Annotated in this window: 21 protein-coding genes; 13 read left to right on the forward strand and 8 right to left on the reverse strand. The window is 29.2% G+C overall.

The genetic code is table 11. The features are described 5' to 3' along the window. Window positions 1-94: 94 nt before the first annotated feature. Window positions 95-2,257: a peptidylprolyl isomerase gene (locus GQ540_RS00585; protein ID WP_291795741.1), complete on the forward strand. Its 2,163-nt coding sequence runs from the start codon at window positions 95-97 to the stop codon at window positions 2,255-2,257. 134 nt (window positions 2,258-2,391) lie between these two features. On the opposite strand, the gene rho is transcribed toward GQ540_RS00585, so the two are convergent. Further along, window positions 2,392-4,134, reverse strand: coding sequence for a transcription termination factor Rho (rho, locus tag GQ540_RS00590; RefSeq protein ID WP_291795744.1), 1,743 nt, complete (start codon window positions 4,132-4,134; stop codon window positions 2,392-2,394). A 222-nt stretch (window positions 4,135-4,356) separates the two neighbouring features. On the opposite strand from rho, the gene GQ540_RS00595 reads away from it, so the two are divergent. The 3 genes from GQ540_RS00595 (at window position 4,357) to GQ540_RS00605 (ending at window position 7,354) form a co-directional block, all read left to right on the forward strand. After that, window positions 4,357-4,761 (forward strand): DUF4293 family protein, encoded by a 405-nt coding sequence (locus GQ540_RS00595; RefSeq protein WP_291795747.1) that lies wholly within the window; start codon window positions 4,357-4,359, stop codon window positions 4,759-4,761. 181 nt (window positions 4,762-4,942) lie between these two features. Further along, window positions 4,943-5,602: a response regulator gene (locus tag GQ540_RS00600; RefSeq protein WP_367205834.1), complete on the forward strand. Its 660-nt coding sequence runs from the start codon at window positions 4,943-4,945 to the stop codon at window positions 5,600-5,602. Window positions 5,603-5,623: 21 nt separating this feature from the next. Next, entirely contained in the window at window positions 5,624-7,354 is a 1,731-nt protein-coding gene (locus GQ540_RS00605) for a tetratricopeptide repeat protein (protein ID WP_291795750.1), read from the forward strand. Here the strand turns inward: GQ540_RS00605 and GQ540_RS00610 are convergent. Further along, entirely contained in the window at window positions 7,351-7,845 is a 495-nt protein-coding gene (locus tag GQ540_RS00610; RefSeq protein ID WP_291795752.1) for a metallophosphoesterase family protein, read from the reverse strand. The genes GQ540_RS00605 and GQ540_RS00610 overlap by 4 nt on opposite strands. Before the next feature lie 31 nt (window positions 7,846-7,876). Here GQ540_RS00610 and truA point away from each other — a divergent pair, with 31 nt between their 5' ends. Together truA and GQ540_RS00620 are read left to right on the forward strand one after the other, a co-directional pair. Next, window positions 7,877-8,665, forward strand: coding sequence for a tRNA pseudouridine(38-40) synthase TruA (truA, locus tag GQ540_RS00615; RefSeq protein WP_291795811.1), 789 nt, complete (start codon window positions 7,877-7,879; stop codon window positions 8,663-8,665). Then, window positions 8,658-10,421 (forward strand): ABC transporter ATP-binding protein, encoded by a 1,764-nt coding sequence (locus tag GQ540_RS00620; RefSeq protein ID WP_291795755.1) that lies wholly within the window; start codon window positions 8,658-8,660, stop codon window positions 10,419-10,421. The genes truA and GQ540_RS00620 overlap by 8 nt, the downstream gene beginning before the upstream one ends. On the opposite strand, the gene cdaA is transcribed toward GQ540_RS00620, so the two are convergent. The 4 genes from cdaA to GQ540_RS00640 are packed head-to-tail and all read right to left on the reverse strand — an operon-like array spanning window position 10,418 to window position 13,356. Next, the gene (gene cdaA, locus GQ540_RS00625) at window positions 10,418-11,191 is read right to left on the reverse strand and encodes a diadenylate cyclase CdaA (RefSeq protein ID WP_291795758.1); all 774 of its coding nucleotides are present in this window, start codon (window positions 11,189-11,191) and stop codon (window positions 10,418-10,420) included. The two genes, GQ540_RS00620 and cdaA, sit on opposite strands and share 4 nt — an antisense overlap. Window positions 11,192-11,237: 46 nt before the next feature. Continuing rightward, window positions 11,238-11,948, reverse strand: a complete 711-nt coding sequence (locus GQ540_RS00630) for a hypothetical protein (RefSeq protein WP_291795761.1) — start codon at window positions 11,946-11,948, stop codon at window positions 11,238-11,240. Next, the gene (gene folP / locus GQ540_RS00635; RefSeq protein WP_291795763.1) at window positions 11,948-12,775 is read right to left on the reverse strand and encodes a dihydropteroate synthase; all 828 of its coding nucleotides are present in this window, start codon (window positions 12,773-12,775) and stop codon (window positions 11,948-11,950) included. Before folP ends, GQ540_RS00630 begins: the two co-directional genes overlap by 1 nt. After that, entirely contained in the window at window positions 12,775-13,356 is a 582-nt protein-coding gene (locus tag GQ540_RS00640) for a TIGR00730 family Rossman fold protein (protein ID WP_291795766.1), read from the reverse strand. Before GQ540_RS00640 ends, folP begins: the two co-directional genes overlap by 1 nt. Before the next feature lie 64 nt (window positions 13,357-13,420). Between GQ540_RS00640 and GQ540_RS00645 the strand changes: the two genes are divergently transcribed. From GQ540_RS00645 to GQ540_RS00670, 6 genes are all read left to right on the forward strand, one after another. Then, complete coding sequence (locus GQ540_RS00645) at window positions 13,421-13,963, forward strand: DUF1599 domain-containing protein (protein ID WP_291795770.1); 543 nt, start codon at window positions 13,421-13,423, stop codon at window positions 13,961-13,963. 1 nt (window position 13,964) lies between these two features. Further along, a complete protein-coding gene (locus GQ540_RS00650) occupies window positions 13,965-14,927 on the forward strand; it encodes a DoxX family protein (protein ID WP_291795773.1) in 963 nt (320 codons plus the stop codon). A 4-nt stretch (window positions 14,928-14,931) separates the two neighbouring features. Next, a complete protein-coding gene (crcB, locus tag GQ540_RS00655) occupies window positions 14,932-15,303 on the forward strand; it encodes a fluoride efflux transporter CrcB (protein WP_291795776.1) in 372 nt (123 codons plus the stop codon). A gap of 304 nt (window positions 15,304-15,607) precedes the next feature. Beyond that, window positions 15,608-15,946: a P-II family nitrogen regulator gene (locus tag GQ540_RS00660; RefSeq protein WP_291795779.1), complete on the forward strand. Its 339-nt coding sequence runs from the start codon at window positions 15,608-15,610 to the stop codon at window positions 15,944-15,946. 32 nt (window positions 15,947-15,978) lie between these two features. Then, window positions 15,979-17,220, forward strand: a complete 1,242-nt coding sequence (locus tag GQ540_RS00665; protein WP_291795781.1) for an ammonium transporter — start codon at window positions 15,979-15,981, stop codon at window positions 17,218-17,220. Between the two features lie 137 nt (window positions 17,221-17,357). Beyond that, entirely contained in the window at window positions 17,358-18,038 is a 681-nt protein-coding gene (locus GQ540_RS00670) for a hypothetical protein (protein WP_291795784.1), read from the forward strand. Between the two features lie 60 nt (window positions 18,039-18,098). On the opposite strand, the gene GQ540_RS00675 is transcribed toward GQ540_RS00670, so the two are convergent. Next, window positions 18,099-18,716 carry a DUF1684 domain-containing protein gene (locus GQ540_RS00675; protein WP_291795787.1) on the reverse strand — a complete coding sequence of 206 codons (618 nt, stop codon included), beginning with the start codon at window positions 18,714-18,716 and terminating at the stop codon, window positions 18,099-18,101. 250 nt (window positions 18,717-18,966) lie between these two features. Here GQ540_RS00675 and GQ540_RS00680 point away from each other — a divergent pair, with 250 nt between their 5' ends. Next, on the forward strand, window positions 18,967-20,187 hold the full coding sequence (locus GQ540_RS00680; protein WP_291795790.1) for an MFS transporter: 1,221 nt from the start codon (window positions 18,967-18,969) through the stop codon (window positions 20,185-20,187). A gap of 12 nt (window positions 20,188-20,199) precedes the next feature. On the opposite strand, the gene GQ540_RS00685 is transcribed toward GQ540_RS00680, so the two are convergent. Continuing rightward, window positions 20,200-21,006, reverse strand: a complete 807-nt coding sequence (locus GQ540_RS00685) for an ABC transporter substrate-binding protein (RefSeq protein ID WP_291795793.1) — start codon at window positions 21,004-21,006, stop codon at window positions 20,200-20,202. Window positions 21,007-21,020: the final 14 nt, after the last annotated feature.

Below are 21,020 nucleotides of genomic sequence, written 5' to 3' on the forward strand. Positions count from 1 at the left end.
AAATAACTTTCTTTTCCTATTAATTATAACTGTTTCACTTTCATAATTAAATACTAAATTGTATTTTCGCTCACTGTAATAAAAGAAAACAATAATGGCAATATTATCAAAAATTAGAGATCGTTCAATGTTCCTAATCCTAATTGTAGGTTTAGCACTTTTTGCATTTGTACTTGATCCAAGTTCAATTCAAAGCTTTTTTAGCTCAACAAAAGTAAATTCTGTAGGGCAAGTTAATGGAGAAGATATTGATAGAGAGGAGTTTGCAAAACAAGTTGAAGCTTATAAAACTCAAAGCGGTGGAAGAGCTAGTAATATGCAAGCTGTAAATGCAGTTTGGAATAATTTTTTAAGTGAGAAAATTTTTCAAGATCAACTAGAAAAAGCAGGAATTGTTGTTGGTGAGAAAGATATTTGGGATGCAATGGTAGCATTACCTGAAATTCAAAATTCAGCACTTTTTAAAAATGAAATAAATCTTTTTGACGAAGAAAAGCTGAAAGAATATATTGCGAACATGAAAGATGAAGCCGATAGTGGTAATACACAAGCTTGGTTAAATTGGTTGGCAACTGAAAAAAGCATCAAGCAAAACCTAGAACGTCAAGCATATTCTTCATTAGTATCAGTTGGTTTAGGAGCTTCTTTAGAAGAAGGAAAAAGAGATTATATTTTAAATAATACTAAAATTGATGCTCAATATGTTTTTATTCCTTACACAACTATTGCAGATAGTTTAGCCGTTGTAACCAAAGGTGATATTCAAAAATATGTTGAAAATAATCCTAAAAGATTTAAAGCAGAAGCTACACGTTCTTTACAATATGTAAAATTTGATATTCTTCCATCTGAAAGTGATGATGTAGAAGTTAAAGCTACAGTTGAAGCTTTTATTAACGATAGAGAAGAATATAGCAATGCTGCTAAAGCAAGTGTTAAAGTAGCTGGTTTAAAAAGCACTTCAAATTATGAAGCTTTTTTAAGTGAAAATAAATCTGATTTATCATTAGACAACAGTTACAAATTTAAAAGCCAATTACCTGCAACAATTTCTGATGCTATTTTTCAAGCTTCAGTTGGTGATGTTGTTGGTGCTTATAAAGATAACGGTTATTATAAAATCTCTAAAATTGTTGAAACATTACAATTACCAGATTCTGTAAAATCTAGCCATATTATTGTTCCTTATGTAGGTACAACAAGATCTACTTCTACAAAAACGAAAGAAGAAGCTAAAAAAACTATTGATAGTATTTTTACATTGGTTAGAAACAATAAATCAAAATTTACTGAAATTGCCAATGAAGTTAATTCTGATGGTACAAAAGGTAAAGGAGGAGATATTGGTTGGGTAAGAAAAGATCAAGCTTTTTCTCCTGGATTTGATAAAGATTTTGCAAATTTTATTTATAAAAATCAAGCAGGTAGTATTGATGTAGTTGAAACAGCATTTGGTTTTCATATTATTAAAATTGAAGATCAAACAAAACTAGAAAAAGTAGTTAAGTTAGCTACATTTTCACGTTTAGTTGAAGCTTCTGAAGAAACTGAAAATATTATTTTTGAACAAGCTGAAACATTAGCTTCAAATTTAGCTGAAGGGAAAAAGTTAGATGATTTAGCAAAAGAATCAACTTATAAAATTCAATCAGCTGTTAATTTAAAAGTTTTATCTGAAAGTATTCCTGGATTAAATAACCAACGTCAAATAGTAACTTGGGCATTCAAAACTGAAAGAGAATTAAATGATTCTAAACGTTTTGATGTTGATGTTGCTGGAAAAAGAGGTTACGCAGTTGTTTTAGTAAATGGAATGACTGAAGAAGATGGTATGGCTTTAACTTCTGAAATAATTGCTCAGATAAGACCAGAATTAATGAATGAGAAAAAAGCTACACTTATTAAAGATAAAATGAATGGAGCTACTTTAGATGAGGTAGCGCAAAATAGCGTAAGTGTTGTGCGTACAGCTTCATCTGTTACTTTGGCTAGTCCATTGCTTTCAGGAGTTGGAAATGAACCTGCAATTGTAGGGGCAATGTCAACTTTAAAGTTAGACGAAATTTCTGATAAAATTGAGGGAGAAAAAGGAGTGTTTGTTGTTAAAGTTTCTAAACGTGAAGCAGCTACTGAACTTGAAAATTACGAAACTTTCAGAAGTGCATTGGCTACTAAAGTTAAAGGTAGAAGTTATCAATTATACCAAACGTTGCAAGATGCATCTGATATAAAAGATAATAGAAGTAAGTTCTATTAATCTTAAATACATACATAAAAAAACCTGTTCCTTTTTTGGGAACAGGTTTTTTTTATGCCTTATTCTTTAAATTTTAAACAATAAAAAAGCGAGTTATTAAACTCGCTTTTTTTGTTATTATAATAAAGTTCTTATTATCCGTTCATAGAAACTAAAAACTCTTCATTTGAAGTAGTGTATTGAATTTTATCTTTAATAAATTCCATAGCTTCAACAGGGTTCATGTCAGCTAAATATTTTCTAAGAACCCACATGCGTTTAACCGTTTTCGGATCTAATAATAAATCATCTCTTCTAGTGCTAGATTTAACTAAATCAATTGCTGGATAAATTCTACGATTAGAAATATTACGTTCTAACTGAAGCTCCATATTACCAGTACCTTTAAATTCTTCAAAAATAACCTCATCCATTTTAGAACCAGTTTCAGTTAATGCAGTAGCAATAATAGAAAGCGAACCTCCATTTTCTATATTACGAGCAGCACCAAAAAAACGTTTTGGTTTATGAAGCGCATTTGCATCAATACCACCCGATAAAATTTTACCAGATGCAGGTGCAACAGTATTATAAGCTCTTGCTAAACGTGTAATTGAATCTAATAAGATAACAACATCATGGCCGCATTCAACTAATCTTTTTGCTTTTTCTAAAACAATATTAGCAACTTTAACGTGCTTATCTGCAGGTTCATCAAAAGTAGAAGCAACAACTTCACCTTTTACACTACGTTGCATATCTGTAACCTCTTCAGGTCTTTCATCAATTAATAAAATAATTTGGTATACTTCAGGATGATTAGATGCTATTGAATTAGCAATATCCTTTAATAACATTGTTTTACCAGTTTTTGGCTGAGAAACAATCATACCTCTTTGTCCTTTTCCAATAGGAGAAAACAAATCTATAATTCTTGTTGAAAGTGTACTTCCTTTTCCCGCTAAATTAAATTTCTCATCAGGAAACAAAGGTGTTAAATGCTCAAATGAAACACGGTCTCTAACAATGTTAGGATTTAAACCATTTATTTTTGAAACACGTATTAATGGGAAATATTTTTCACCTTCTTTAGGTGGTCTAACTACACCTTTAACTGTGTCACCAGTTTTTAAACCAAATAACTTTACTTGTGATTGCGATAAGTAAATATCATCTGGTGATGATAAATAATTATAATCTGATGAGCGTAAAAAACCATAACCATCAGGCATCATTTCTAAAACACCTTCACTTTCAATAATACCATCAAATTCGTAATCTGGGTCTCTATAACGGTTAGCGTTATTTGTGCGCTGTCCTTTGTTGTTGTCTCTTGGTTGAGGTCTTGGTTTGGGAACGTTAGGTTGTTGTTTTGGCTGGTTAGGCTGTTTGTTAGCTTGGTTTGGGTTAGGCTTTTTATTAGCTTGGTTTGGATTAGGTTTGTTTTGCTTGTTTTGAACAGGCTTATCATTTTTACTTTGTTGAACATGAACCGGAGTAGTTTCATTAACCGTAGTCGTTTTTTCGTTTTCACGACTAATAGGTTTTCTAGGTTCATTTCTTTGAAGTGTTTTTACACTTCTTTTTTCAACAGGTTTCTCTGCAGGTTTTACTTCTTGTTTAGTTTCTAAAGGAAGTTTATCTTGAACAATTTTAGGAGAAGTAACTACTTTTTTTGGTGCGTTAGGGTTTTTTATAATTCTCTTACGCTTTGGTTTTTCATCAGTAGATGAAGTCCCTTTTTTAATAATTTTTGAAGGAGTTGTTGCTTGTATATCTAGAATTAAATATACTAAATCAAGTTTTTTTAATTGGCTAAATTTTTTAGCGCCAATTGTTTTTGCAATATCTTGTAACTCTACAAGTGTTTTCTCCTTTAGCTGGGAAATTTCAAACATTATGTTAATTTGTGATTTTTATTTATATGTAAAGACTATCTATCTTATTATTTGGTAAATAATTTTAATTGTGAATTAAACTTGTGGTGATTAGTCGTTTTAGTTGTAGTTTTCTTATGTTGCTAAGTATAAGAACATTGCAAATATATAAAATTATTTTATAAAACTAATCTTTTATTCTTTAAAAAGAAAACGTATTTTTGCTTTTCATTAGTAAAATCTATGATTCAAAGAATACAGACAGTTTACTTATTAATTGCAACATTACTTTCAGGAGGTTTAATTTTTATGTTAAAACTATGGAAAAATGAGCAGGAAATAAACTTCTTTGTTATAGATTCATTTAAATCAGAAAATATAATGCTTAAAGTAATGGCAGTATTATTTTTTGTATCAGCTTTTTTAACATTTATTGCTATTTTTCAATTTAAAAAAAGACAATTACAATTTGTTTTAGGCCGATTATCAATTTTGATCAATTTTATTATATTAGGTATTATTGTATATTTTTCACAAAACTTATCTGGAGAAATTAACGTTTCGGAGAAAGGTATTGGGTTGCTCATTCCAATTTTAACAATTTTATTTGTAGCTATTGCAAATAAAGCAATTAAAAAGGATGAATAACTTGTAAAATCTGTTGATAGATTACGATAGCCTTTTATCTTAGTATATTAAGTGCAGAAAAACCATTTCAATAAAATTGAAATGGTTTTTTATTTCTAACGGTTTTCAGTGATGTAATAAAATCATTATTTTTGGTTATATATTTTACGTAATTATTAAATATCTTTGAATGAGGAAAATAATGAAAAAGATAAAAGTTCATATTGCAGATGATCATCAAATATTAATAGATGGTATAATTGCAGTTTTATCTACTGAAAAAAATATTGAAGTTGTTGGGTATTCTCTTAATGGTGAAGATGTTTTAAATTGGTTTGCTTCTAATGAAGCTGATGTCTTAATTTTAGATATTAATATGCCAAAGGTTGATGGGATTGTAGTTTTGCAAAATTTTTTTGAACATAGTTTTCAGCAAAAAGTTATTGTACTTTCAAGCTATGATGATACAAAACTAATTAAAGAGGTGCTGAAAATAGGAGCAAGTGGTTTTTTAGCTAAGAAATGTGCAGGAGAAAATATTGTTGAAGCCATAAATACAGTTTATGAAGGTCATCAATATTTTAGTAAAAGTATTCAGCAAAAGTTAATGGAAACTTTCACAAAACAACTTTCACAAAAAGAATCGTCCCTACACGATAGCGCATTTTTTAGCTCAATTACCGCAAGAGAAACAGAAATACTTCGTTTAATAGCTCAACAATATAATTCAAAAGAAATAAGTGAAATTCTTCACATTAGCGTTAATACAGTTGAAACACATCGTAAAAATTTAATTCGTAAATTGGGAGTTAAAAACGTTGTTGGTTTAGCAATTTATGCAGTAAAAAATAATTTAGTTTAAGTAAATTTAATGGTTGTAAAAATGAAATTATTTAAATTAATATATACTCTCTTAGCTTTTTTAATGCTGTTTAGTAATTCAGTTATAGCTAGTATTTCTTATGCGGATTTTAATAATAATTTTGTTATTAATATTAAATTAATTTCTTTTACTCATGAAAAATTAAAAGGCATAAAAGAGTTATTAGAAAGCGATAAAACTGAAGAGGCTTTAAAAGAATTACATTTAATTATAGAAGAAGCTAAAAACACTAACGATACATTGTTATTTATTGAAGGCACAAAGCTTTTGGCTGATATTTACAGAGAAAACGGAGATTATAAAAAATCTACTTTGCACTTTAATAAAATAATTCCATTACTTGAAACGAATTATGAAACATTACAATATGTATTATTTAAAAAAGGTGGAAATTTTCAACTTGATGGTCTAGTTGATAGTGCATTGGTAAATTATGAAAAAGCTGTTATTATTGGTGAGAAAGTCCAAAATCATGAAAATTTAAAGGCTAAAATTCATGGTAATTTATCAGGTATTTATTATTTGAAAGAAAATTACTCTAAAGCAATAATACATTCAAAAATAGCTGCAAACTACCAAAATAAACTAGGAAATAAAGAAATTGAAGCAGGGATACTTAATAATTTAGGAGGTATATATTATATGCAAGGAAGATATAATGAAGCACTACAAGTATTTAAAAAATCGATTTTAATTGTTGGATTTGGGCAAGAAGATTTGCAAAAGCAAACTAGAAATTCTTCCTATATAAACATGGCTTATGCTTACAGTGCTTTAAAAAACTATAAAAAAGCATTTGAATATCAAGATAAGTATTTTTCATTGAATGATTCGCTACAGCAAGAATTAAAGTATAAAGAAATTGCTGAAATAGAATCAAAATATAAAGTGGCTGCCAAAGAAAAGGAAACTGAAATTGAAAAAGCGAAGCGTTTAAAAGCGGAATATTTATTATTTGGTTTTGGATTTGCAATATTTATTTTACTCTCAGGCATATTTGTCCTTTATAAACTTTATAAATTAAGTAAGAAAAATCATGCGTTACAAATAAGTCAAGATGAGTTAGTTTATCAAAGTACTATAGAAAAAATTAAAAGTGATTCTCAATCAAAAATTTTAGCAGCTACTTTAGATGGTAGATTAGAAGAACGAAAAAAAATAGCAGAAGTTTTACATGATAATGTTAGCGCATTACTTTCTGCTGCAAACTTGCACTTGTTTGCTGGAAGTAAACAGATAAAAGGTAAGTTCCCTGTTGAAATAGAAAAAACACAAAAAATTATTAACGAAGCTTCAGAGCAAATTAGGGATCTTTCACACAAACTAATTTCATCGGTTTTATTAAAGTTTGGCTTAAGTGTTGCAATTCAAGATTTATGTGAAAAATCTTCAAATTCAGCAATAAATTTAACGAGCGTTTCTAAAAATATTGACCGATTTAATAAAAATTTCGAATTAAAAATATTTAATATTATTACTGAAATGGTAAATAATATGATAAAACATAGCGAAGCAAAAAACGGTACAATTAAAATTGAACAGTTAAATGGGAAGCTACAATTAATAATTTTTGATGATGGTGTTGGTTTTGATGTTTTAGAAATTAGTAAAAAAAGTGGTATTGGTTTAAACCAGGTAAAAGCAAGAATAAGTGTATTAAATGGAATTATTGATGTAAAATCTAGCAATTCTGGAACAAGAATTTATATGTCTATACCAATTGAGTATTAACGGTTTTCTAGTTCAATTACTTCCAATTTAGATATTTTATCTTCATGAATCTCAAAACGAATCATTGTTCTTACATTATGAAATCCATGTTTACCTGCGGCGCCAGGGTTCATATGTAAAATATTTAACTTCTTATCAAACATCACCTTTAAAATATGTGAGTGTCCGCTAATAAAAAGTTGTGGAGAATTTTTTTTAATTTCCTCTTTAATTCTTTGGTCATATCTATTTGGGTATCCACCAATGTGAGTCATCCAAACAGTAACTTTTTCAATGGTAAATTTATTATCTAAAGGATATTCACTTCTAATTAAAGCATTATCAATGTTGCCATAAACGGCTCTAACGGGTTTTAGCTTTTTAATACGATCAATTACTTCAAGATTCCCAATATCACCAACGTGCCAAACTTCATCTGCTTGTTTTACAAATTTTAATATTTGTTCATCAATATAACTATGTGTATCAGAAAGTAATAGTATTTTTTTCATTTGTAATCTAAATTCTAAAATCGTAAATATGATGTATATTTGCAACGGTACAAAAATAGCATTTCAATTGAGATATTTTATAGAATTAGCATACAAAGGAACAAACTACCATGGATGGCAGCAACAACCAGACGCTATAAGTGTACAAGAGTTAATTAATAAGGCACTTACCACAATTTTTAGAACTCCTATTAATGTTGTTGGAGCAGGGAGAACTGATACAGGAGTTCATGCCGAGCAATTATTTGCACATGTAGATTTTGATACTAAAATTGATACAAAAGATATAACATATAAACTAAATTCAATACTACCAAATGATATTGCTATTGAAAAAATTTTAGCAGTTACAGAAGATGCACATGCGCGTTTTAATGCAATTAGTAGAAGTTATGAATATCGAGTTTTTTTGGGAAGAAACCCTTTTTTATTAGAAAACACCTTGCAGCTAAACAATAGAAAGTTAAATATTGTTAAAATGAATGAGGCTGCTGAAATTTTGCTAACTTACACGAACTTTAAAAGTTTTTCTAAAACAATTTCAAATGTGCAAACCTATAATTGTGATGTTAGAAAAGCAACATGGGTTTTAACAAATAAAAGTCTAATATTTCATATTACTGCAGATAGGTTTTTAAGAAATATGGTAAGAGCTATTGTTGGAACTTTACTCGAAGTTGGATTAGAAAAAATAACATTAGAAGAATTTAAAAAAATTATAGAAAGTAAAAATAGGAGTAATGCAGGTACATCTGTGCCAGCACAAGGGTTGTATTTAACTCAAGTTACCTATCCAAAAACAATTTTTATACATGAGTAAAAAGGTTACAGGGAAAGCTTTTGACGCTAAAATATTTAAGCGTTTAATGAGTTTTGCTTCAATATATAAAATGCAATTTTTTATTGGTACAATGTCAGCCATTCTACTGTCGTTGGTGTCTGTTGCTAAACCTATTTTGCTTGAAAGAATTGTAAAAATTCATTTTGAAGCGAAAGATGAAGTAGGTATTTTAAACAATATATTATTAATGTGTGCCTTTTTACTCGCTGAAGTTTTTATGCAGTTTATTTTTATTTACAAGGTAAATTGGCTTGGACAACACATTATAAAAGATATTAGAGTGCGATTGCAAAAACATATGTTGCAATTTAAAATGGCTTATTTTGATACTTCTTCAGTTGGAAAATTAGTAACTAGATTAGTTTCAGATACAGAAACTATATCACAATTTTTTGGACAAGGTTTATTTATGATTATAAGTGATTTGTTAAAAATGTTAGTGGTTGCTATTGTTATGTTATGGATGAATTGGAGAATGGCACTTATAGCATTTATTGTACTTCCAATTTTAATTTATGCTACTAAATTATTTCAAATTGCTATAAAATCAGCCTTTCAAGAAGTGAGAATTCAAGTTGCAAACTTAAATGGTTTTGTACAAGAGCGTGTTACAGGAATGAACATTGTTCAGCTTTTTAATCGTGAAAAAATAGAATATCAAAATTTTATTGAAATAAACGAGAAACATAAAAAAGCACACGTAAAAACTGTTTGGTATTATTCAATTTTCTTTCCAATTGCTGAAATTCTTTCATCAATAGCCGTTGGTTTATTGGTTTGGTATGGTAGTTTAGATGTTGTAAATTCTGGAACTACAAATGCAGGAGAAATTATTGCTTTTATTATGATGTCTCAGATGTTATTTAGACCGTTACGTCAAATAGCAGATAAGTTTAATACGCTTCAAATGGGAATGGTAGCTGGTGATCGTGTTTTTGAAGTGCTTGATACTCAAAGTCAAATTGCTAAAACAGGGAATGTTGAAGCTGTTAATTTTAAAGGAAATATAGCTTTTAAAAATGTTCATTTTAGTTATATTAAAGGCGAAGAAGTACTAAAAGGAATCTCCTTTAATGTAAAAGAAGGTGAAACAATTGCAATTGTTGGAGCAACTGGCGCAGGAAAATCTACCATAATTAATTTGGTAAATCGTTTTTATGAAATTGATAAAGGAGAAATTTGTGTAGATAATCATAATATTAATCAATACACTTTAACTTCTTTACGAAATCAAATTGCTATAGTTTTACAAGACGTTTTTTTGTTTTCTGATTCAATTTTTAATAATATTATTTTAAGTGATGAAACCATTACGTTAGGTGAAGTAAAAAAAGCGGCAAAAGAAATTGGGATTCATAAGTTTATTATGAGTTTGCCAAATAACTACCATTATAATGTAAAAGAACGTGGTGTAATGCTATCTTCAGGTCAAAGACAATTAATTGCATTTTTACGCGCGTATGTGAGTAAACCAAGTGTGTTAATTTTAGATGAGGCAACTTCTTCTATAGATTCGTATTCGGAAAAATTAATTCAAAAAGCGACCGATAAAATTACGCAACATCAAACTTCAATAATTATAGCGCATAGACTAACTACAGTAAAAAAAGCGGATAGAATTATTGTAATGGATAAAGGTGAAATTGTAGAGCAAGGTTCTCATTTAGAATTGTTAGCTAAAAATGGGTATTATAAAACGTTGTATAATATGCAGTTTGCTAATGAGGTTGCTTAAGTTAGATCGTAACGGATAGTTTCAATTAGTTCATTATTACTTTTAAACAATACAAACTCTCCATCTTTAATATAAGAAATTTCGCCTGTTTCTTCCGAAACAAGAACACAAAGCGCATCAGTTTTTTCAGTAATTCCAATGGCGGCTCTATGGCGTAAACCAAATCTTGCAGGAAGGTTTTTTTTAGATAATGGTAAAATAATTCTTGTGGCAACAATAAAGTTTTCTTTAATAATAATAGCACCATCATGCAGCGGACTATTCTTATAAAATATACTTTTTAATATTGGTTTGTTAATTTCAATATCCATTTTATCACCAGTAGATTTTACAAAATCTAAATTATGATTTCGTTCTAAAACAATAAGCGCTCCTGTTTTTGTAACCGCCATTTCTTCACAAGCTAAAACAATAGATTCAACATCCATATTGGTGTGAATTTCAGTTTTTAAAAAACTAAGTTGTTTTAAAAAACTGCGTTTATTAGTGAAATTTGTAGAGCCTAACATTAATAAAAACTTTCGTACTTCGGGCTGAAAAACAATTAGTATTGCTATTGCTCCTAAGCTAATTAAAGTACCCAGTAAGCCGCTTAGCATTTCCATTTGTAATGCTTGCGTAATTTTCCAAATAAGTACTACCAATGCAATTCCAATAAAAATATTGATAGCGACTGTTCCTTTTAATAATTTATACACATAATAAAGTAATACTGCTACCAAAACAATGTCTAAAATATCAAGCAAAGAAAAGTCTAAAAAATCGAGCATTTAAGTTGTTTTTGTAAAAATAGGAAAAAGATTGCATACAAAATAGTTATTCGCAGCCGCAATCTGGAACTTTAGTTTGATTGAAAATAAATTCTAGGTCATTGCATATTATATCATTGTTTTTTAAACTATGAATCATTGTTTTGTAAAATAAATATTCTTGATATGATAATTTTTCATTAAAATTTAAATGCAACATAGTTTGTTTTCCTTCCGAAGAAAAATCAATAAATTCAAGTAATGTATTTTTAAATTCACCTTGTTCCATTTTAGCATCGTTAATCCAAGTGTTATTTGGATTGAATGTTAAATTAATATTGAAGTGATTTTTATAGTTTTCACTAAATTCTTTAATGTGATATTTAGAGAGCGTACTGTCAGTTTTATAAATTACTTTATCAAATTCTAGCATTGATAATTTTCCTGAAATAGTATCAGAATAACTAAAATAATTATGCATTCCTTTTTTTGAATGCATTGAGTTTGCGTGTTTATCTTGTAAAGTTATAACTGAAGGAATGATAGTTTTTAAAGGTAATTTTTTATCAATATTAAAAATCCAGTGTGTGGTGCTTATCGTGTTTTTTCTATTTATGTTGGCAATGGTATCATTATCTTTTACTTCAAAAAACATCCATATTTCTGAATGGTTATGCACTTCTTGAATTCCTTTTTCAGCGAGTGTTGGTATTTTTAGAGTAGTTTTTGTGCAACTTAATAATAAAAAAGAAGCTAGTAGTATAATTATATTTTTCATTAATTTTTATTTAATAGTTTAACAATTTTAATTGCTTCATTGGCTTGTTTTACATCATGAACTCGTAAAATATTTGCGCCGTTTAATAATGCAATTGTATTTGCTGTTGTGGTTGCATTTAAAGCTTCATTTTGTGAAATTTCTAGAGGTTTAAATAACATTGATTTTCTTGATAACCCTGTAAGTATTGGTGCGTTTAGGTTTTTAAATAAATCTAAATGTTTCAATAATTGGTAATTTTGCGTTACAGTTTTACCAAAACCAAAACCAACATCAGCAATAATATCATTTACACCTAGTAATTGTAATTCATTAATTTTTTTTGAAAAGTAATAAAGTACATCTTTAACCACATCATCATACATAGGTTTTATTTGCATATTTTGTGGTGTGTTTTGCATATGCATTATCACATAAGGAACTTGTAGTTTTGCAATTGTGGCAAACATGTTAGCGTCTAAATTTCCTGCTGAAATGTCATTAACCATACATGCACCAAGGCTTACACATTGCTCAGCAATTTTACTTCTAAAAGTATCTACTGAAATTAATAGGTTTGGAAATTCTTCAACAAGTAGTTTAATAATGGGTGTAATACGTGCTAATTCTACTTCTTCTGAAATATGTTTTGCGCCTGGGCGTGATGAGTAAGCGCCAACATCAACAAAAGTAGCACCTTCACTTAACATTTTTTCTGCGTGATTAATAATAGCTGAAGAACTGTTATATTTTCCACCATCAAAAAAAGAATCTGGCGTAATATTTAAAATCCCCATTATTTTGGGCGATGATAAATTAACTAAAGTGCCTTTGCAATTTATATTCATTACTTCACAACTTTATTAATTATTTTAGTCATTTCTGGTGCTTTATAATTTAGCATTAATGTGCATAATTCATCAACCGAATCACTAACAATTAGCATTTCTTTGTTAGATTGTTTTAAATATCCTTCAGTTACCATTACATCTAATTGTTTAATTAAATGATTAAAAAAACCGTTCGTATTTAAAATGCCAACAGGTTTACTTTCAATACCTAATTGTCCTAAAGTTAAAGCTTCAAAAATTTCGTCTAAAGTTCCAAAACCTCCAGGTAAAGCAATGTAACCATCAGCTAGTTTGCTAATTTTTACTTTTCGTTTACTCATTGTTTTGGTAACAATCATTTCGGTAATTTCAGTATGTGCAACTTCTTCGTGACGTAATAAACCGGGAATTACACCAATTACTTCACCATTTTGCTGGATAATTGTATCGGCTAAAATTCCCATCATTCCAATTTTTCCACCGCCGTATACCATTCCTATGCTATTTTCAACAAAATGATTTCCTAGTTTTATAGCATCATTTTTATAAATTTCATTAAAACCTAGGCTTGAACCACAAAAAACAGCTATTTTCTTCATTATGTTAATTTGATTTTTTAATTCATTAAATTTGTTCGAAATTTACGGAAATAATTAAAGTTACATGCAACAAACTTCAAAACAATACGACGAGGCTATTAAAAAATGTCGTTCATTATATATAAATAAATTAAAAGATTACGGATGTGCTTGGCGAATATTGCGGTTACCATCATTAACCGATCAAATTTTTATAAAGGCACAACGTATTCGTCAATTACAGCAAAATAATACTAGAAAAGTTGATGAAGGAGAAGTTTCTGAATTTATTGGAATTATTAACTATTCAATAATGGCTTTAATTCAATTAGAAAAAGGAATTGTTGAACAACCTGATTTAGAAACTGAAGAGGCTGTTGTGTTGTATGATAAGCATGTAGCGATTACTAAGCAGTTAATGGAAGACAAAAACCATGATTATGGTGAAGCTTGGCGAGATATGCGAGTTAGTTCATTAACTGATTTAATTTTGCAAAAGCTATTAAGAGTTAAACAAATTGAAGATAATAGTGGTAAAACAATTGTTTCTGAAGGAATTGATGCAAATTATCAAGATATGGTAAACTATGCTGTTTTTGCTTTAATACATATTAAAGAAACCGAATAACATGAAAATACTCGTACAAATTTCTCGACTCATAGTTGTTGTTACATTTATCTTTTCAGGTTTTGTAAAACTAGTTGACCCTTTAGGTTCTTCGTATAAATTTCAAGAATATTTTGGATATGATGTTTTAAACATGGAGTTTTTAATTCCATACGCATTGCCATTTTCTATTCTTTTAATTCTGGGTGAAATTATGTTAGGTGTATTATTGTTTTTGGGTTATTTACCAAAGTTAACGGTGTGGAGCTTATTAGGAATGATACTTGTTTTCTTGTTTTTAACATGGTATTCTTCTTATTACGATAAGGTTACAGATTGTGGATGTTTTGGAGATGCTGTTAAATTATCAACTTGGGGAACGTTTTATAAAAATGTTGTCTTGGTTATTTTAATATTGATTTTAGTCTTAAAACAACAGTTTATAAAACCATTATTTAGTTTAACAATTTCAAAGTGGATTACTTTTTTATCGTTTTTCACCTTTTTATATATTACATACCATGTCTTAGTGCATTTACCAATTATAGATTTTAGACCATACGCAGTTGGTAAAAATATTTCTGAAGGAATGGAATATATAGGAGAAGAAGAACCTCCAATACATGATTTCTTTTTAGAATCTGTTGAAGGAGAAGATTTAACCGAAGCTGTACTTGCTAAAGATAATGTGCTATTAATAGTTGCGTATAATTTAAGTAAAAGCGATTTACAAGGTTTTTCGGCTATTAAAAAAGTTTCAGATGAAGCTATTAAAAAAGGATACACTGTCTATACGTTAACATCTTCTATGAATGAAGAATATTTAAAAATCAAAAATAAATTCAATTTAAATGTAGAAATGCTTTTTTGTGATGAAACTACATTAAAAACTATTATTAGGTCAAACCCTGGAGTACTTACCTTGGAAAAAGGAACTGTAACAGGTAAATGGAGCTGGGTTGGTGCTGATGTCATTAAATTATAATATAATGAAACAAGCTTTATTAGTATTTGTAGGTGGTGGTTTTGGAAGTGTTGCAAGATATTTAGTTGGTAAGTGGCTAAATAATATTGAAAATGCCATTCCGTATGGTACAATGTTGTCTAATGTGCTTGGTAGTTTGTTGATTGGTGTTATTTTAGGTTATTTGGGTAGAACAGGAAATATGTCTCAAAGTCAATCTTTATTACTTGCTACAGGTTTCTGTGGTGGATTTACTACTTTTTCTACTTTTGCTTATGAAAATCATCTTTTAATCAAAAATGGTGATTACTTTAGTTTTTTACCTTACACATTACTGTCTTTGATTTTAGGTTTTACAGCTGTATTTTTAGGTTTATACATTTCAAAGCTTCTTTAATTCGTAATATAAACGGTTAATATTTACTTCTTTTTTCCTTTACAAAATAATAATTAACGATTATTGAAAATGATACCCCTAATTTTTAGGGGTATCAAACAAATATTCTTCATTTTAGGGCAATTGACCCCTTTGAAAATCAAAAATTACCATATAAAAATCATTTAAATTTACGAACCCTATAAAAAAACAGGGTATAATTATGATTATTTATAAAAATAACTCAGTTAACCCTATAAAATTAGGGGGTTATAAAATATAATTATATTTTTGACCCGAAATCAACTATTAAAATCATTTTATTATGAAGAAAATTGAAGCAATTATTAGAAAATCAAAATTTGATGAAGTAAAGGAAGCTTTGCATCAAATTGAAGTCAACTTTTTCAGTTACTGGGATGTAACAGGGGTTGGTAATGAAAAACAAGGCCATGTGTATAGAGGAGTTAGTTACAGTACTTCAGATATTCAACGTAGATTTTTATCAATTATAGTTTCTGATCCATTTTTAGAGATTACAATTGACGCTATTTTGAAATCTGCAGGGACAGGAAATGTAGGAGATGGGAAAATATTTGTTTCGGATGTTTTAGAATCTTACAGAATTAGAACAGGAGAAAAAGGGAAAGACTCAATAAAATAAAACACAACACAACAACAACAAACTATTATATTATGGAGAACACATTATTTACTACGAACAATGTTTGGATGATGATTTGCACGGCATTGGTATTTTTTATGCACTTAGGATTTTCATTGTTAGAGATAGGATTAACAAGACAAAAAAATACAATAAATATATTATTTAAAAATGTATTTATTATTTCAATAGGAATGGTATTATATGCATTAGTTGGTTTCAACTTAATGTATCCAGGGTCATTTATAGCAGGAGTAGTTCCTGATTATTTTATTGATTTATTTGGATTATCACTTCCTGAAAACGGATTAACTGCTGAATATGCAGGGGGAGGTTATACATATTGGACTGACTTTTTGTTTCAAGGAATGTTTGCAGCTACAGCAGCAACAATTGTTTCGGGAGCAGTTGCTGAAAGAATTAAATTAGGACCGTTTATGATTTTTACAATCATTTATGTTGGAGTAGTTTATCCAATTACAGGCTCTTGGAAATGGGGAACGGGTTGGTTAGATGAATTAGGATTTTATGACTTTGCAGGATCAACATTGGTACATTCAGTTGGTGGATGGGCAGCATTAGTAGCAGTTTGGTTACTAGGTGCAAGAATTGGGAAATTTAAAAAAGATGGTTCATTAGGAGCTATACCAGGGCACAATATTCCTATTGCTACAGCAGGTGTATTTATTTTATGGTTAGGATGGTTTGGATTTAACGGAGGTTCTGTACTTTCTGCAGACCCAGGTGTAACATCACTAGTATTAGTAACTACATGTTTAGCCGCAGCAACTGGTGGATTATCAGCATTTTTATTCTCTCTATTAAAATACAAGCAATACGATTTATCGATGTTTTTAAATGGTATACTTGGTGGATTAGTTGGTATTACAGCTGGTGCAGATGTTATGAGCGTAACAGACTCTATTCTAATAGGTGCGGTTGCAGGTTGTCTAATTGTATTTGGAGTAGCGTTAATTGATAAATTAAAATTAGATGATCCAGTTGGAGCAATTGCAGTTCACTTAATTTGTGGAATTTGGGGAACTTTAGCAGTAGGAATTTTTGGAGATCTAGCAAGTTGGTCTCAATTAGGATACCAAGCTATTGGGGTAGTTTCAATTGGAGCATTTTGTTTAATATCAGCATATGCTATCATTAAAACTTTAAAAGTAACAGTAGGTATTAGAGTATCAGTAGAGGAAGAGCAAGAAGGTTTAGATATTCACGAACACGGTATGGATGCTTATCCAGATTTTCGTTTAAATCAACACTAATTATCACATATTAAATTGGTAGTTAGCTATGTTAACTACCAATTTAAATTCCATTTATTTAAAAATATTAATTAAGTGATTTTTCACTTAGCAGGGCAATTATTGCCAAAAATTATTTACAATTAAAACATTAATTTATGAAAACAATTAAAAGAACATTATTAGTATTGGTAGCAGTAATATCAATTAGTACAATGAATGCACAAGAAGAACCTAAAGCTTCATTTGATATTGGAGTTGATTTTGCAAGTAGGTATGTATGGAGAGGTTTAGAATTTTCTGATTCTCCAGCAGTTCAACCATATGCTGAATATAGTTCAGGAAATTTCACATTAGGAGCTTGGGCTTCTTACGAAACTGGAGGACAGGTAGTTGGTCAGGAATTTGATTTTTATGCAGGGTATTCATTTGGAGCTGTATCTTTAGGGTTTACAGATTACGCATTTCCAGTTGATGGTTTATCAGATGGATATTTTCAAATTAAAAATCACGTTGGTGAAGCAACTATAAGTTTTGATGGTGTAGAAAAATTTCCTTTATCTTTAATGTTAGGGGTAAATGTATATAATGATGATGCAAATTCAGTATACACAGAAATTGGATATCCGTTTACAATTGGCGAAACAGAATTAAGTGCTTTTGTTGGTGCTGGTAACGAAATATACAGTGTAGATGGTGAGTTTACAGTTACTAATTTTGGAATTTCTGCAGGAAAAGATATTAAAATGACAGATTCATTTAGTTTAGGTGTTTCAGCATCAGCTATTTTTAATCCTGACACTGAAGATGCTTATTTAGTATTCTTAATTTCACTATAAAAATAATTCACAAGTATTTATTTAAAAAGCCTATTCAGAAAATTTCTGAATAGGCTTTTTTTAATGATGTTTACCAAAGGCTTTTACACCAGCCAAAATCGAAATTTTCAAATTATTTTCAGAAGGTGGTATTGGGCAAGAGTATCTACTGTTGTAAGCACAATACGGGTTGTAAGCTTTGTTAAAATCTATGATAATTGTTTCGCTTCCTTCTGAAGGGATTTCCAAATCAATATAACGTCCACCACCATAACTTAAGCTACCATTTGTAGTATCGTTAAAAGGGATAAATAGATAGTCTTCATATTCTACATCTGTCATTAATTTTTGATTTTGATAAATACTTAATTCTAATTGTTCACCATTTAAGGTAAAACGAGCTATTCCGTATTTTTTATACAAAGGCAAACGGTCTGTTGTTGTTTGCATTTCAAAAATTGGGGTATTTGGTGTTAATTCAAAAGAAGCTTCAACTTTATATTTTTCATCAATTTTAAAAAACTCTAACCCTTTAAATGTTTTTAAATCTTTTTTTGTTAAAGGAGATGTTGTTGCATCACTATAATGCGTATTCAACTCGTGTTGAACTAATCTAATCTCGTCTTCATACGAAGTTTTTTGAGCAGTACAGTTGCTAAATATGGCGATTATTGTTAAAGTAAAAAATAATTGTTTCATAGTTGAATTGTTAGATGTTCAAAAGTACTAAATATTATTAGTTTGATAAAAAAATGTTGTTTATTCGAAATATTTTGTAGTTTTGATAAAAATATAAGAGAATTTTATGAATAATTGTAAGCTAAATAGCACCGTAATTAAGTGGTTTTTAAAAGACTATCGGGATATGTATATGTTATAATTATTTAAGAATAAATAATATCAATTCATTTTAAACCCGGCTTTTAGCCGGGTTTTTTAATTTTACACTATGGTAAAAAAAGCAGTAAATAGTTACCACAATTCATTTAAAGGACTATCAAAAGAAGTTTGGTGGTTGGCTTTAATAACATTTATTAATAGGGCAGGCACCATGGTATTACCTTTCTTATCATTGTATTTAACGGAGAACTTAAAGTTAACTTTAGGTCAAGTAGGTTGGATTATGACAAGCTTTGGAGTGGGTTCATTGTTAGGCTCTTGGCTTGGAGGTAAACTAACGGATAAATTTGGGTTTTATAAAGTAATGTTTTGGAGTTTGCTAATAACAGGGTTTCTATTTATTGGCCTTCAATATGTATCTACGTTTATGGGTTTTGCAATAGGGATTTTTTTAACAATGACCGTTGCTGATACTTTTAGACCTGCAATGTTTGTATCTTTAAAAGCTTATAGTAAGCCTGAAAACCAAACAAGATCGTTAACATTAATTCGTTTGGCAATTAACTTAGGATTCTCATTTGGACCATTTTTAGGGGGTCTTATTATCACTACCTTAAGTTATTCAGGTCTTTTTTGGATTGATGGAATTACTTGTATTTCGGCTATATTATTGATGAGAGTTGTTTTAAAGGAAAAAGAATTTCTTCCGAAGAAAATTGAAGCAAGTTCAGAGAATAATGTAACATCTATTTTTAAAGATAAACCTTATTGGATATTTTTAGCAGTGGTTTTTTTAATGGGCTTTGTGTTTTTACAATTGTTTACAACAATGCCGTTGTATTATAAGGAAGTTCATGCGTTAACTGAAGTAGAAATAGGATTGATAATGGCTATGAACGGGTTTTTAATTTTCTTATTTGAAATGCCTTTAATTCATTATATAGAAACGAAATTATTAGATAAGTTTAAAATTATTAGTTGGAGTTTGGTGTTGTTTGCATTAAGCTTTATGTTATTAAATGTGTCAGCTTGGGTTGGAATTTTAGTAATAAGTATGTTGTTTATCACACTTGGTGAAATGCTGGCATTTCCGTTTACAAATAATTTTGCAATGAATAGAGCACCATCAGGCAAAGAAGGACTTTATTTAGCTTCGTATTCTATGGCTTTTTCGTTTGCACATATTTTTAGTGCAAAAACAGGAATGGAAATGATTGCAAGGTTTGGTTTTGAATTTAACTGGTACTTAATGGGTGGTTTAGGATTCTTGTCAGTTGCATTAATGTGGTGGTTAAGAAAATCTTTAGATGCTCAAAAAGCAGTGGAATAAATAGTAGTCCTATTAAAAATGGCTTTCTAATTTTACATGTAATTCTTTAAAATAATCAAAAGAATGTAGGATCCGAGAGCCAAACCAACTAAATAATTCACCATCACCAAAAACAGTGATAGATCTATTTGTATATGATCCAATTTCCATGGCGTGTTCATCTTTAAAAGAATAAGGTTCTGAAGATAAAATAATAACATCTGGATCTCCTTCGTGTCTAATTTTGTCAATTTCTATTTTTGGATATCTACTCATATGCTTATAAATGTTTTCAAACTTATTCAGTTTTAATAATTCGTGAATATAAGTGTCGTTTCCAGCAACCATCCAAGGATTTGCCCAAATAAAATAAGCTACTTTTCTAGTAGGTTTATCTTTTATAAATTGTTTAAAATCGGCTAATTTAAATTCTATTTTATGAGCTAAGTTATCGCTTTCAGTTCGTCTGTTAAAAATTGTACCTAAACTTAAAATTAAATCTATTGAATCTTGAATTGTAGCTACATCAGAAAAATAAGTAGGAGCTATTTTTTCTAATTCAGGAAGAAAATTAAAGGAGTTTTCTTCTTTGCTGCATAAAATAAAATCGGGATTTAAGGCTTTAATTTTTTTAAAATCTACTTTTTTTGTGCCACCAACAATAGTTTTGGTTGATTTTAAATGATAGGGATGTACACAAAACTTAGTAATGCCAACCAACTCATTTTCTAACCCTAAATCACATAATAATTCAGTTTGAGATGGTACTAAAGAAATAATTCTTTTTGGAGTGCTTTTTAATGAAATGTCTCTTCCTAATTGATCTTTAACTACTTTCATACATTGCAAAAGTA

Source organism: Lutibacter sp., from assembly GCF_013139515.1.
Classification (GTDB): Bacteria; Bacteroidota; Bacteroidia; order Flavobacteriales; family Flavobacteriaceae; genus Lutibacter.